Origin of the sequence: Mycobacterium sp. D16Q13 (assembly GCF_002013375.1) — a bacterium.
Taxonomy (GTDB): Bacteria; Actinomycetota; Actinomycetes; order Mycobacteriales; family Mycobacteriaceae; genus Mycobacterium.
In genome coordinates, this window is record NZ_MAEW01000008.1 from 219,888 (window position 1) to 232,308 (window position 12,421).

The following is a 12,421-nucleotide window of genomic DNA, read 5'->3' on the forward strand; positions in this document are numbered from 1 at the left end:
AAGATGCTGTCCGGATGCCATATGGTCGATGTCGTGCCGAAAAACAATCAGGGGGTACCGAAGGCCCTACGCGAGGCAGCAGTCCTCGATGCTGCGAGCAAGCTGTTCACCACCCAGGGCTACCGGGAGACCAGCATCGCCGCGGTGGGTAAGGCCGTCGGCGTGGCACCGGCGGCGGTGCTCTGGTACTACCCGACCAAAGACGACCTATTCGCGGCATCACTGCACAAGATTTTCATCGAGAGCCGTCGACACATCGAGTCGAACCGCAAGATCGCCGGTGACCCCCATGCCGAATTGGCGGAATTGCTCGAACAGATGCTTCCGTTTCGCGGTATGCATCGCGAGGCCTATGAGCGAATGGCCGATTCGGAGGCCCTTCGCGAGGTCTACGGCGAGGTGCAACGGTGGCTTGAAGAACGGCTTCTGAAGGTCATCGACGCGCATGCGCCCTCCGATGTCGACCGAACGCTCGTGACCGACGTGGCACACATCTTCTTCGAGGGGATGCTCATCAGTGTCCGCGCGATCGACCGTCCCCTGACCGAATACATCGACATGGTCGTCGATGCGGCTATTGGCGTGGCGAGCGCGCGCAAGGCCAGACGCAAGTAATCACTTCACGGATTACCGCTCGTCAACCTCGCACCGCATGAGGCGGTGCCCAGCCAGGTGTGCGGATTGCGATCCCAGCACCATCCGAGCTTCGGGCGCCGATCGGATATCCAGATCGCAGGCACCCGCTGTCCTTTCCCCCGCGAGGCGGCCAGCGAGAAGCACTTGTTCTTGCGCAACATGTCCGGCCGCATCATCACCAGAATGATGCCCTCGTCGATCGTCAGCGGAGAGCGTCCGCGCGCGGTGATCGTCTCCAGTGCCCGCTCCGGCGTCACATCGCAGAACTCGCTCCCGGTGTCGATATCGGTGAGCAGGTAGACCCGACCCGGGATGTTCACGATCGGTTGGTACACCTCGGCGTCGCCGTCATCCATGACATGAAACCCGTTGCGCCCATTCAGGCTCATCAACGGCGCCGTCTGCTCATAGCTGAGTCCGGTGACGACCAGAACGAACGGAATGTGATCGCCGGGCTCGACGGTGGACGGTGGAAGATCAGCGATCCGAGTACGAAGCTCGACGGCGCTGTCGTCGACTGGGTATCCACGTTCAGTCAGATGGGCGAGCTGGCGGTCGAATTCATCCTGAGCAGCGGGCATTGACCGTCAACGCAGCGATCTCCCGGCAAGTTCCCGCGAGGACCGCTCAGGCTGCGCGGCTGAGATCGCGCCACAACTCCCGCTGCGCGCGATGCGGGTCCAGATCGATACGCCGATGGTGGTCGAACACCATGACGGCGTGCTCCGGCTCCCTGTAGACCGGCCATTCGGTGCCCGGGATGCCCGTGCGTGAGAACGCGAGCCAGCGGCTCTGAATGTCCTCGGTGAGCGCCAACGCGTCCTGCATATCTCTTTTCCCGGCCAATGCGGGCCAGCGCTTGAAGTGGCCGAACACCGCGAACAGTTCCGTCGCGTGCGCGGCCCCCGGCCCGAAACGCCGCAGCGGGCGCGGCGCATAGTCGTACCGGTAGAAGTAGACCGACGAGTGATGGCTGTGCGCCTGCGCCACGCGCCAGGCCTCCGAGCCGAACATCGCATCCCCCATGAGACGCACCACAGCAGTCTTGGACGGATAGCCCTCGTAGGAACTGATCACCCGCTTCGCGGCCTCCGGGCCGAGGGCACCGAGAGTTCCCGCGACAGCACGTGCGTCGAACCGGGACACCGACATCACCCGGGTCAGCAGTCGGTTGAACAACCGGACCTCTTCCGCGTTGTATCCGATGATGAGCGGGACCCGGTGCGCCTCACCGCGTTCCATCATCGCGATCGGGTCATCGGGTACAATCTCACCGTCGATGCTGGGGCCCACACCCAGCGAGAAGGCCGATTCCCGGGTTTTCGCGGTGAGCAGCCGGTGTGTCGCCCGCACGAGATCGCGCGGTCTGGCATTGATGACCGCCTCAGCGGAGCCGCGGCGGTCGACACCGAGATACTCGACGAGCTGGCGCGCTGTGGCCGCCGCCTCATCCCGGGTGTGGATCATTCCGCTGGCCGTGCTCTGGCAGATCGCGCGCTGGAACAGCCCGGCGGCCGCCGGAACGGTCACCAGCATCTGGACACAATGCGCACCGGCGCTTTCGCCAAAGATCGTGACACTGTTGGGGTCTCCGTTGAAGGCCGCTATGTTGTCGCGCACCCACCGCAGTGCCAGCACCAGATCGCGCAGGTACAGATTGCTGTCGATGGTGTGCCGGTCATCCGACAGGGAGGACAGGTCGATGGCCCCATAGGCCCCCACCCGATAGTTCACCGAGACGAAGACACAGCCACGCCGCGCAAGATCGGCGCCGTCGTATAAGGCCAGCGCGGAACTGCCCAAAACATAGGCGCCGCCGTGGATGTAGAACATCACCGGCAGTGCCTCCCCGGAGGTCTCATCCGGGACGGTGACGTTCACCGTCAGACAGTCCTCGCTGACCGCCTGGAACCTGTTGATCGAGAGCGGTACGTAGATACGTTTCTGCGGAGACGCCGATTTCCAGGAATCGCAGGGCAGCACCCCAGCCCAGGGTTTCGCGGGCGCCGGGCTGCGCAGGCGCAATGCACCCACCGGGGGCTCGGCGTACGGTATAGCGCGAAAACGATGCACACCGGTATCGCGGAAACCCTCCACCACGCCGTTCGCGGTCTGCACCCGCACCGGAACCCGCGCAACGTCTTTCGAGCCCTTTGTCATCGGCGCCTCACACCACGGTCAGAGGCAGTGATTTGCGCGTCTCGAAGACGAACCGCGATCCCCCGCTGACATTGGCGATCATCACCTCGGGCAGCTGTTTGTCCTCACCCTCATGCTCGACGAATGCGGCCACCCATTCCTCGGCATCTCCCGAAACCTCCGCGCCGATATGCGGATCGACCGCGGTCGCGATGGCCTGCAGCGGCCGCGTCTCGGCGGGACCGCACAGCGAGATCCAAGCCCGATCCTGGTGCGCGGGCGACTCCCACACATGGAGCTGACCTCCGGAGATTTCGGCGTTCACATATCCGACGGGATTCAACAGCGGGTGCACGTGGAGTACCTGCAGCACTCCATCGATCCCGTCGGGGACCTGCAACGCCTGCTTGATCCGCGCCGCGGCGACACCCGCAATACCGATGAGCTGCTGGGTACATACAGTGCGGGCCAGCTCGGCATCAGCCGCCCTCTTGCCTACCGCGATCGAGAACCCCAGAAACAGGAGATGCATCTGCAGACAGATCTCGTCGGCTATCCGCACCAGTGCCGAATGTGAGAACGCACCGAAGTCCAGGTCGGACAGTAGCGGTCCGGCGTAGTCGGAGGCTCCCGCGTCGGCCGGATCGATTCCGCCCAATTCCCAACCGGCAGCTATCGATGCACCGACGACATCCAGGGCCGGGATACCGGACACCGCCGGAAACGACTCGTCGATGGTCACCGTCCACGCGCAATGCGGATGCCGGTCGGCGGGCGTGCGCGGAGGCCGGTGAATCGGGCGTACCTGCGCATGCGGATTGGTGGCGAATGCCGTCGCATCGAAGGTGGGGTCCTCGATGTCGTGACACATACCCGTCACGTAATCGGGTCCAAGCGGTTCGACGTCGAGCAGCGCACCACAGTGGTCGAGGTGAAACTCCCCGTGCCACTTGTCATGCACGGTGTAACGGAAGTCCATGAACTGTGGCGGAGCCCCGATGTCGAGCTGCATACCCTTGAAGATGGTGATCACATCGTTGCCCTCGAACCGCAGCGCCTTCTGCATGCGACGGGTGTAGATCGGACTCGATGACGCCCACTCCTCGATGGCGACCTGCAGCATCTCCTCCCGCCCGAAATGCTGTATGCAATAGGCCATTCCAGATCGATCGATCAGCTGACCGATGAGCAGCAGCTCCGGAACCAGGACTGCCAACTGGCCCTGGGATAGCGCGGAGAATCGGCTAGTCACCCTTTGACTCTTTCGCGCGTTTGGCGATGGCCATCTCGACATGCTTATTGACCCGTTGCCCGAGTGGCCACCCCACGTAGTGCGTGATAAACAGCGCCACCTCCCGCAGCTCGGCATCGGTGAGCTCACCGTTCTTGAGCGCGGCACCCGTCTGGATCTCCAGAATCTCGTCGAGCCCCAGGGCACTTACCGCGCCCAGGAGCAGCAGTCGACGATCACGCATCGACAGCTCCGGGCGATCCCAAATAGTGCCGAAGAGATGCTCGGCGGTGTACTTGAAGTAGTCGCCGGGCAGGTCGGGCATGTCCCAGCCGTAGACCTCTTTCATCTTGTCCAGGCCCTTGCGGCGCGGCTCATCCATTACTTGCCCCTTCCTCGTGTGGCACACCAAGACTCGCGGCCAGTCGCTCACGAGCCAACGAGGCCAGCGGTAGCTGGACTGACTGCGCTTCGCCCAGCGCCAGGGCCAGGCTCAGGTCCTTCTCACCGAGACCGCGCACATGCGTGAAGATCGGGTGCCAGAAGCTGTCCGATGTCACCGGTTCGGTGGTATCGCGCAACATGATGGCGCCCGGCCCACCGGTGATGGCGTCCGTGTGACGCACCACCTTGCCCAGATCGGTGATATCCAGGCCACAACTTTCGGCCAGGCGCTGCGCCTCCCCTGCCGCGGTGAAGGCAACGAAATGTAGGAGGTTGCGCGCCAGCTTCATTCGGGTGCCCGCCCCCGGGGCACCGGCATGAATCACCAGCGACGCCCACTTCGAGAAGGGCTCCTTGACCCGTGCGAACGTCTCGTCGTCGGCGCCGACCATGGTGGCGAGCTCGCCCTTGTGGGCGCCGGGGGCGCCACCGCTCACCGGTGCGTCGATGACGTGAATCTGTTGGGGCGCAAGTTCCTTGGCGAGCTGCACCGCTGTCGCGTCACTGATGGTGGAGTGGATGGCGATGATGGTGCCCGGCTTGACTCTCGGCGCGAGTTCCCCAACCACCTCACGCACCTGCGCGTCGTCCAGCACGGTGACGCTGATGAGGTCGGCAGCGGCGACATCGGCCAGGTTGTCCGCGGCGCGCGCGCCGGCCTCGACGAGCGGCGTCATGGTCTCAGTCCGCAGATCGAAGACCGTCAGACCGCCGGGCCAGTCGACAAGTCGCTGAGCCATGGGCGCACCCATATTGCCCAGACCGATGTACCCCAGCGTGAGGGCAGACTGCGTCATGACCGGATGATCTGTCCGCCGTCGACGTTGAACACCTGGCCGGTGATCCAGGAAGCCTTATCTGACAACAGGAAAAGGCACATGCCCACCATGTCGTCGACGGTGCCCATGCGGCTCAGCGGGATGTTCTTGACGAGCTCACTGCGGAACTGCTCCGGCACGGTACCGCGGGTCGCCTCGGTGTCGGTGGGCCCCGGCGCGATGGCGTTGATACGGATCTTCTGCCCGCCCAATTCACGGGACAGCTGCTGGGTCAGCCCGTTGATGCCTACCTTCGCCAATCCGTAAAAGCCCGAGTACAGCCATGCCGCCGTGGAGGATTGGTTGACGATGGCGCCACCTCCGCGCTTGGCGATGTGCTTGTACACGGCCCGGGTGCAGACCAGCGCCCCGTCCTGGTTCACACTCATGAACTTCTTGTAGTAATCCCACGGCACCGATAGCAGCAGATCGAGCTTCATACCGCCGTAGATCGCCGCATTGTTCACCAGATAGTCAATGCCGCCGAACTCAGCGACTGCCTTGTCCGCCATGGCTATTGCCGAATCAGGGTCGGAAACGTCGACGCTCGCGAAGATGGCCTTGCCGCCGTCGGCCACGATTTGCTTGGCGACGCCCTCGCCCAACTCGGCGTTGATATCGGCGACGACCACCGCCGCGCCTTCGCGGGCCAGCGCATGTGCGTACGCCTCCCCGATGCCCTGCGCGGCACCGGTGACGATGGCGACCTTGCCCTCAAACTCTCCCATGAGATCTCCTCTATTTCACAGCCGTTGCAATGACTTTGGTCTCCAGGTACTCCTCGAAACCGGCTACGCCCATCTCCCTGCCGATACCCGATTGCTTGTACCCGCCGAAGGGCGCGTCGGCGGAGTACCAGACGCCTCCGTTGACATTCACCGTTCCCACGCGCAGCCGGGATGCCACTCGCGCCGCGCGCTCGTCGTCTCCGCTGAACACCGTCCCGGACAGTCCGTACGGTGAATCGTTGGCGATCCGCACGGCGTCGTCGTCGCCGTCATGGGCGATCACCACGAGCACCGGGCCGAAGATCTCTTCGCGCGCCACCCGTGCGTCGTTGGTCAGCCCGGTGACGACGGTGGGTTCGATGAAGAATCCGCGGTCCCTGTCCTCTGGCCGCCCGCCGCCACAGGCGAATGAACCGCCCTCGGCCACAGCAAGATCTAGGTACGACTGGACCCTGTCGCGCTGGCGGGCCGAGATCACTGGACCACAGATCGTTCCCGGTTTGGTGGGATCCCCCGGCTTGAGCGAGCCCATCGTCGCGGCAGCCGCGTGCACCGCCTCGTCGTATCGTTCGCGCGGTACGACAAGCCGGGTAGTGATCGCGCAGCCCTGGCCGGCATGCATGGCCGCGGTGAATCCGGCGACGGAGCATGCCGCAGCGATGTCGGCGTCATCGAGCACGACGAACGCCGATTTGCCGCCAAGCTCCAGGAACACCTTCTTGACAGTGGCGGCGGCGTCGGTCATGACCGCACGCCCGGTCGCTGTGGAGCCGGTGAAGGAGACCATGTCCACCCGGGGATCCGTCGACAGCTGCGCACCGATGCGGTGGTCGCTGGAGGTGACGATGTTGAAGACGCCCGGTGGAAAGTCGGTGTGCTCGGCGATTATTCGACCTAACACCGCTGCGCACCACGGGGTATCCGGCGCCGGCTTGAGTATCAGGGTGTTGCCGGCGGCCAGCGCCGGGCCCACCTTGGCGAGGTTGATCTGATGGGGAAAGTTCCACGGTGTCACCGCCCCGACCACCCCGACGGCTTCACGCGCGAGAGTGCGTCGAGTCTTGATACCCATAGGCGCGGCGATACCGAGATCGGTGTTCCAATCGAAGGATTCCGCGGTATCCGCGGCGAATCGCAGATCGTCCACCGGCCCCTCGAGCTGCGCGCCGGCGGTCAACATTCGAGGTGCCCCCACCTCGGCGATGGTCAGTTCTCGCAATTCCTCGATATGAGCTCTCATGCCATCACGCAGCTGACGGAGACACTGCACGCGCAGAGCCACATCCCGTGACCAGCCGGTTTCGTCGAACGCGCGGCGCGCTGCCTCGATGGCATGACTCATGTCGTCGATGTCGGCATCGGCCGCAGTGCCGAGCACCTCTTCCGTGGCCGGATTCACCGTCGGGAACCGCCCGGCACCTCCGGGAATCAACTTTCCGTCGATGAACAGATCACTGTCGCCATCGGCCAGGAGCGCCATGTCACCTCATCCCAAGAATCTGGACACTTGTCCATTCCATACCCGTGAACCATAACCATCAAAATCCCATCATGGCAAGACTGGAGCCAGGGAAGGCTTAGGAATTAGTGGTGGACAGCATTTTTCACGAGGCATCTTGTCCAGACTCAACGCGGACGCTAATCTGGACATGTGTCCAGTGAAGCTGTGGTGACCCTCACAAGTGAATCGCCCCGAAACCGGCGCCAGGAAGAGACGATTCGCAAGATCGTCACCGCGGGCCGGGAGATGCTCGGCGAGACCACCTACGCGGATATGACGATCCGCGGCGTGGCGGCCCGCGCCAAGGTCGCCCCCGCGACCGCCTACACGTACTTCTCCTCCAAGAGTCATCTCGTCGCCGAGATCTACCTCGACCTCATCCATGAAGCGCCCTACTTCACCGACGTCAACGACGGCCAGTCCGCGCGAGTCACCAAGACGCTGCGGAGCCTGGCATTGGTGGTCGCCGACGAGCCCGAGATCGCGACGGGATGCACGACCGCACTACTGAGCAACAACGACGAAGCCGTGCGCGCCGTCCGCGACAAGATCGGGCTGGAAATCCACCGCAGGATCCGTTCGGCGATGGGACCCGACGCAGATCCGCGCGTGGTGTCGGCCCTCGAAATGACCTTCTTCGGTGCCCTCATGCACGCGGGCAGCGGCACCTTCACGTATCACGAGATCGCCGACAAGCTCACGTTCGTCGTGGATCTGATGCTGGGAAAGAACGAATGACGGCCGCCTCGATGTCCTCACTGGTTTTCGACCCGTACGACTACGACTTCCACGAAGACCCGTACCCGTACTACCGGCGATTGCGTGACGAGGCGCCGCTGTATCGCAACGACGAGCTGAACTTCTGGGCACTGTCGCGACACCAGGACGTGTTGCAGGGCTTCAGGAACAGCGAGGCGTTGTCCAACGCGAATGGCGTCTCGATGGACAAGGCCTCCTTTGGGCCGCACGCCAAACTGGTGATGTCGTTCCTGGCGATGGACGACCCCGAGCATCTTCGACTGCGCACGCTGGTATCGAAGGGGTTTACCCCTAGGCGAATACGCGAGCTCGAGGGTCAGGTCGTCACGCTGGCCCGCACGCACCTGGATAAGGCGTTGCAGTCCGAGAGCTTCGACTTCATCGCCGATTACGCCGGCAAGCTGCCCATGGATGTCATCTCGGAACTGATGGGCGTGCCCGAACCCGACCGCACCCGCATCCGCGAGTTGGCCGACGGTGTCATGCACCGCGAGGATGGCGTCGCCGACGTACCGCAGAAGGCCATCCAGGCCTCCATCGACCTGATGACCTATTACATCGACATGGTTCGTGAAAGACGCCGAGCGCCTTCCCAGACCAACGATCTGACGTCCGCTCTCCTCCACGCGGAGATCGACGGCGATCGGCTCACCGACGAGGAAGTGCTCGCGTTCCTGTTCCTCATGGTGATCGCGGGCAACGAGACCACCACGAAGCTGCTGGCCAACGCCGTGTACTGGGGCCACCGCAACCCCGACCAGCTCGCCGCCGTGCACGCTGATCACGAGCGGATACCGCTGTGGGTGGAAGAGACGCTGCGCTACGACACCTCCAGCCAGATCCTCGCCCGCACCGTGGCAGAGGATATGACGTTCTACGACACCAAGATTTCCGCCGGTGACGTCCTGCTGCTGCTCCCCGGTTCTGCCAACCGCGACGACCGGGTATTCGATGACGCCGATGAGTACCGCATCGGACGCGAGATCGGCGCCAAGCTCGTGAGCTTCGGCAGCGGCGCCCATTTCTGCCTCGGCGCACACTTGGCACGCATGGAAGCCAAGGTCGCCCTGACCGAGCTGTTCACCCGGATCAAGCGATACGAGATCGACGAGAGTAGCGCCGTACGTGTGCATTCCAGCAACGTCCGTGGATTCGCCTATCTGCCCATCACCGTGGAGGTCTGCTGATGCCCCGTTTCGAGCCTCACCCGAGCCGGCGCCCATCAATCATCAGTGGAGCCTCCTCGGGCATCGGCGCCGCGACGGCGATCGAGCTCGCGGGCCGCGGATTTCCGGTCGCGCTCGGCGCCCGTCGCGTCGACAAGCTGACCGAGCTCGTCGAGAAGATCCGGGAAAACGGCGGCGAGGCCGTGGCCTTTCCTCTCGATGTCACCGACGCCGACTCCGTGAAATCCTTTGTCGCGGAGAGTGTTGATGCCCTGGGTGAGATTGATCTACTGGTGTCTGGCGCAGGCGACATGTACCCCGGCCGTGTCCATGAAATGAGCGCAGACACCTTCGCCGCGCAGATTCAAGTGCACCTGTTGGGTGCCAATCGGCTTGCCACGGCGATCGTCCCCGACATGGTCACTCGGCAGCGCGGCGATGTGGTGTTCATCGGGTCTGACGTCGCGTTGCACCAGCGTCCGCACGTGGGCGCCTATGGGGCGGCGAAGGCGGCCTTGCTCGCCATGGTGAACACCATGCGCATGGAGCTAGAGGGCACCGGCGTTCGGGCCTCGATTGTGCACCCGGGCCCGACATTGACCGCGATGGGCTGGCAGCTTTCCGCCGAACAGGTCGGCCCCATGCTGGAGGATTGGAAAGCCTGGGGACAGGCGCGTCACTCCTATTTTCTGCGTCCCTCCGATATCGCGCGTGCAGTCACCTTTGTCGCCGAAACTCCTAGGGGCGCACATATCGCGGAGATGGAAGTGCAGCCGGAGGCTCCGTTGAGGGACGCCCCGGCCGACAAACAGAAGCTTGAACTCGGCGAGGAGGGCATGCCGTCATGAAACAACCCCTGATCGGAGGGCAGGAGCGCAGCGACCCGGGATCAAGCACCGTTCCGCGGGTCTCCGGCGGCGAGGACCAGTACGGCCATCTGGAAGAATTCCGCACCGATCCCATCGCGCTGATGAAACGCATCCGGGACGAGTGCGGAAACGTCGGCACGTTCCAGCTCGCCGACAAACAGGTGGTATTCCTCTCCGGCGCTGAAGCCAACGAGTTCTTCTTCCGGTCCAGCGACGAAGATCTGGACCAGGCCGAGGCGTACCCGTTCATGACACCGATCTTCGGCAAGGGGGTGGTATTCGACGCGGACCCGGAACGCCGCAAGGAGATGCTGCACAACGCGGCGCTGCGCGGCGAACAGATGAAGGGGCACGCGGCTACCATTGAAAACGAAGTCCGGCAGATGATCTCGCGCTGGGGAGAAAGCGGTGAGATCGACCTTCTCGACTTCTTCGCCGAGCTGACCATCTACACGTCCTCGGCCTGCCTGATTGGCAAGAAATTCCGTGACGAGCTAGACGGCAGGTTCGCCCACCTGTACCACCAGCTTGAGCAGGGCACCGATCCGTTGTGCTACGTGGACCCGTACCTGGAGATCGAGAGCTTCCGTCTACGCGATGAAGCGCGAAAAGGCTTGGTGGCACTGGTTCAAGAGATCATGAACAACCGGATCGCGAACCCGCCGACGGATAAGAGTCAGCGCGACATGCTCGATGTGCTGATCACGATCAAGGACGATGAGGGCAATCCCCGCTTCACCGCCGACGAGATCACCGGGATGTTCATCTCCATGATGTTCGCCGGGCACCACACGAGCTCGGGCACTGCCTCGTGGGTGCTCATCGAACTGCTGCGCCACCCCGATATCCACACGCAGGTCGTCGACGAGCTGAACGAGCTGTATGCGGACGGCAGCGAGGTGAGTTTCCATGCACTGCGCCAGATCCCGAAGCTGGAAAATGTGCTCAAGGAGACGCTGCGACTGCACCCGCCGTTGATCATCCTGATGCGGGTCGCCAAGGGCGAATTCGAGGTGGGCGGGTTCCCGATCCACGACGGAGACATGGTGGCGGCCTCCCCCGCCGTGTCGAACCGAATCGCCGAGGACTTCCCCAACCCCGACGGATTCGTACCGGACCGCTACGACAAGCCGCGGCAAGAAGACATCGTCAATCGCTGGACCTGGATACCGTTCGGCGCAGGCCGGCACCGCTGCGTCGGCGCCGCGTTCGCCACCATGCAGATCAAGGCAATCTTCTCGGTATTGTTGCGCGAGTATGAGTTCGAGATGGCGCAGCCTGCCGACTCGTACCACAACGACCATTCCAAGATGGTGGTACAGCTGGCCCAGCCGGCCAAAGTTCGTTACCGCCGACGGAGCGCCTGATGCCTTACAGGATCGAAGTCGACCGGGATCTATGCCAGGGGCACGCCATGTGCGAGCTGGAGGCCCCGGACTATTTCCGCGTTCCCAAACGCAGCACCGTCGACATCCTGAACCCGGAACCGCCCGAGGACGCTCGCGACGAGATCGAGCGGGCCGTCGAGCAATGTCCCGCCAGAGCCCTATTCATCACAGAAAAGTATTAGGAGTGCCGACTGTGCCCGAATTCCCCCGCCAAGAACTCGATGACGTTGTCGCGGACTGGCTGCAGGCCAATCTGGATGCCGAAAAAGCTGGTGACTGGAAACCATTGGCGCGCTTCTACACCGACGATGCCACCTACGGCTGGAACATCGGCCCCAAGGAAGACGTGATGTGCGTCGGTATCGACGAGATACGGGATATCGCCCTCGGCCAGGAGATGGAGGGCCTGGAGGGCTGGACATACCCCTATCAGAAGGTGATCGTCGACGACAAACAGGGCGAGGTCATCGGATTCTGGAAGCAAATCGCCACGGACTCCAACGGCGGTGAGTCCGAGATCTACGGTATCGGCGGCAGCTGGTTCCGGTATGCCGGTAACGGACAGTGGAACTGGCAACGCGACTTCTTCGACTTCGGTCATGTGTCCGCCCTCTACATGGACCTGATCAAGGCGGGCAGGCTCAGCGAGGGAATGCAGAGACGCATCCAGCGGGGCCTCTCGGGCGAGAAGGTGCCCGGCTACTACCCCCTGGGCAAGACCCCGGTACCCCTCTGGTGACCA

General features: G+C 63.4%; 14 protein-coding genes. 7 read left to right on the forward strand and 7 right to left on the reverse strand.

Annotation, left to right across the window (positions count from 1 at the left end; genetic code table 11):
- Positions 1 to 33 precede the first annotated feature (33 nt).
- Positions 34 to 615 (forward strand): TetR/AcrR family transcriptional regulator, encoded by a 582-nt coding sequence (locus tag B4400_RS09785; RefSeq protein ID WP_286141875.1) that lies wholly within the window; start codon positions 34 to 36, stop codon positions 613 to 615.
- A 5-nt stretch (positions 616 to 620) separates the two neighbouring features.
- On the opposite strand, the gene B4400_RS09790 is transcribed toward B4400_RS09785, so the two are convergent.
- From B4400_RS09790 to B4400_RS09820, 7 genes are read right to left on the reverse strand one after another with little or no spacing between them, the layout of a single operon-like run.
- Positions 621 to 1,217: a DUF5701 family protein gene (locus B4400_RS09790; protein ID WP_078309821.1), complete on the reverse strand. Its 597-nt coding sequence runs from the start codon at positions 1,215 to 1,217 to the stop codon at positions 621 to 623.
- Positions 1,218 to 1,263: 46 nt separating this feature from the next.
- Entirely contained in the window at positions 1,264 to 2,760 is a 1,497-nt protein-coding gene (locus tag B4400_RS09795) for a carboxylesterase/lipase family protein (protein ID WP_078309977.1), read from the reverse strand.
- Between the two features lie 43 nt (positions 2,761 to 2,803).
- Positions 2,804 to 4,027: a hypothetical protein gene (locus B4400_RS09800; RefSeq protein WP_078309823.1), complete on the reverse strand. Its 1,224-nt coding sequence runs from the start codon at positions 4,025 to 4,027 to the stop codon at positions 2,804 to 2,806.
- Positions 4,020 to 4,388 carry a carboxymuconolactone decarboxylase family protein gene (locus tag B4400_RS09805; RefSeq protein WP_078309825.1) on the reverse strand — a complete coding sequence of 123 codons (369 nt, stop codon included), beginning with the start codon at positions 4,386 to 4,388 and terminating at the stop codon, positions 4,020 to 4,022. Before B4400_RS09805 ends, B4400_RS09800 begins: the two co-directional genes overlap by 8 nt.
- Positions 4,381 to 5,247 carry an NAD(P)-dependent oxidoreductase gene (locus tag B4400_RS09810; protein WP_078309828.1) on the reverse strand — a complete coding sequence of 289 codons (867 nt, stop codon included), beginning with the start codon at positions 5,245 to 5,247 and terminating at the stop codon, positions 4,381 to 4,383. The genes B4400_RS09805 and B4400_RS09810 overlap by 8 nt, the downstream gene beginning before the upstream one ends.
- Positions 5,244 to 5,996, reverse strand: a complete 753-nt coding sequence (locus B4400_RS09815) for an SDR family oxidoreductase (protein WP_078309830.1) — start codon at positions 5,994 to 5,996, stop codon at positions 5,244 to 5,246. Before B4400_RS09815 ends, B4400_RS09810 begins: the two co-directional genes overlap by 4 nt.
- A gap of 10 nt (positions 5,997 to 6,006) precedes the next feature.
- Entirely contained in the window at positions 6,007 to 7,476 is a 1,470-nt protein-coding gene (locus B4400_RS09820; RefSeq protein ID WP_078309832.1) for an aldehyde dehydrogenase, read from the reverse strand.
- Positions 7,477 to 7,647: 171 nt separating this feature from the next.
- Here B4400_RS09820 and B4400_RS09825 point away from each other — a divergent pair, with 171 nt between their 5' ends.
- From B4400_RS09825 to B4400_RS09850, 6 genes are read left to right on the forward strand one after another with little or no spacing between them, the layout of a single operon-like run.
- Positions 7,648 to 8,235, forward strand: a complete 588-nt coding sequence (locus B4400_RS09825) for a TetR/AcrR family transcriptional regulator (protein ID WP_078309834.1) — start codon at positions 7,648 to 7,650, stop codon at positions 8,233 to 8,235.
- A complete protein-coding gene (locus B4400_RS09830; protein ID WP_078309836.1) occupies positions 8,232 to 9,443 on the forward strand; it encodes a cytochrome P450 in 1,212 nt (403 codons plus the stop codon). The genes B4400_RS09825 and B4400_RS09830 overlap by 4 nt, the downstream gene beginning before the upstream one ends.
- Positions 9,443 to 10,270, forward strand: coding sequence for an SDR family oxidoreductase (locus B4400_RS09835; RefSeq protein ID WP_078309838.1), 828 nt, complete (start codon positions 9,443 to 9,445; stop codon positions 10,268 to 10,270). The genes B4400_RS09830 and B4400_RS09835 overlap by 1 nt, the downstream gene beginning before the upstream one ends.
- On the forward strand, positions 10,267 to 11,658 hold the full coding sequence (gene cyp51 / locus B4400_RS09840; RefSeq protein WP_078309840.1) for a lanosterol 14-alpha demethylase: 1,392 nt from the start codon (positions 10,267 to 10,269) through the stop codon (positions 11,656 to 11,658). Before B4400_RS09835 ends, cyp51 begins: the two co-directional genes overlap by 4 nt.
- Positions 11,658 to 11,861: a ferredoxin Fdx gene (fdx, locus tag B4400_RS09845; RefSeq protein WP_078309842.1), complete on the forward strand. Its 204-nt coding sequence runs from the start codon at positions 11,658 to 11,660 to the stop codon at positions 11,859 to 11,861. The genes cyp51 and fdx overlap by 1 nt, the downstream gene beginning before the upstream one ends.
- Positions 11,822 to 12,418, forward strand: a complete 597-nt coding sequence (locus B4400_RS09850) for a Cif family virulence factor (RefSeq protein WP_502688389.1) — start codon at positions 11,822 to 11,824, stop codon at positions 12,416 to 12,418. The genes fdx and B4400_RS09850 overlap by 40 nt, the downstream gene beginning before the upstream one ends.
- Positions 12,419 to 12,421 lie beyond the last annotated feature (3 nt).

What these genes read in the sequence shown, in the direction of transcription:
- B4400_RS09790 (WP_078309821.1), bottom strand. Translation starts at nt 1,217, where the DNA reads ATGCCCGCTGCTCAGGATGAATTCGACCGCCAGCTCGCCCATCTGACT.
- B4400_RS09805 (WP_078309825.1), bottom strand. Translation starts at nt 4,388, where the DNA reads ATGGATGAGCCGCGCCGCAAGGGCCTGGACAAGATGAAAGAGGTCTAC.
- B4400_RS09810 (WP_078309828.1), bottom strand. Translation starts at nt 5,247, where the DNA reads ATGACGCAGTCTGCCCTCACGCTGGGGTACATCGGTCTGGGCAATATG.
- B4400_RS09815 (WP_078309830.1), bottom strand. Translation starts at nt 5,996, where the DNA reads ATGGGAGAGTTTGAGGGCAAGGTCGCCATCGTCACCGGTGCCGCGCAG.
- B4400_RS09820 (WP_078309832.1), bottom strand. Translation starts at nt 7,476, where the DNA reads ATGGCGCTCCTGGCCGATGGCGACAGTGATCTGTTCATCGACGGAAAG.
- B4400_RS09830 (WP_078309836.1), top strand. Translation starts at nt 8,232, where the DNA reads ATGACGGCCGCCTCGATGTCCTCACTGGTTTTCGACCCGTACGACTAC.
- B4400_RS09835 (WP_078309838.1), top strand. Translation starts at nt 9,443, where the DNA reads ATGCCCCGTTTCGAGCCTCACCCGAGCCGGCGCCCATCAATCATCAGT.
- cyp51 (WP_078309840.1), top strand. Translation starts at nt 10,267, where the DNA reads ATGAAACAACCCCTGATCGGAGGGCAGGAGCGCAGCGACCCGGGATCA.
- fdx (WP_078309842.1), top strand. Translation starts at nt 11,658, where the DNA reads ATGCCTTACAGGATCGAAGTCGACCGGGATCTATGCCAGGGGCACGCC.
- B4400_RS09850 (WP_502688389.1), top strand. Translation starts at nt 11,822, where the DNA reads ATGTCCCGCCAGAGCCCTATTCATCACAGAAAAGTATTAGGAGTGCCG.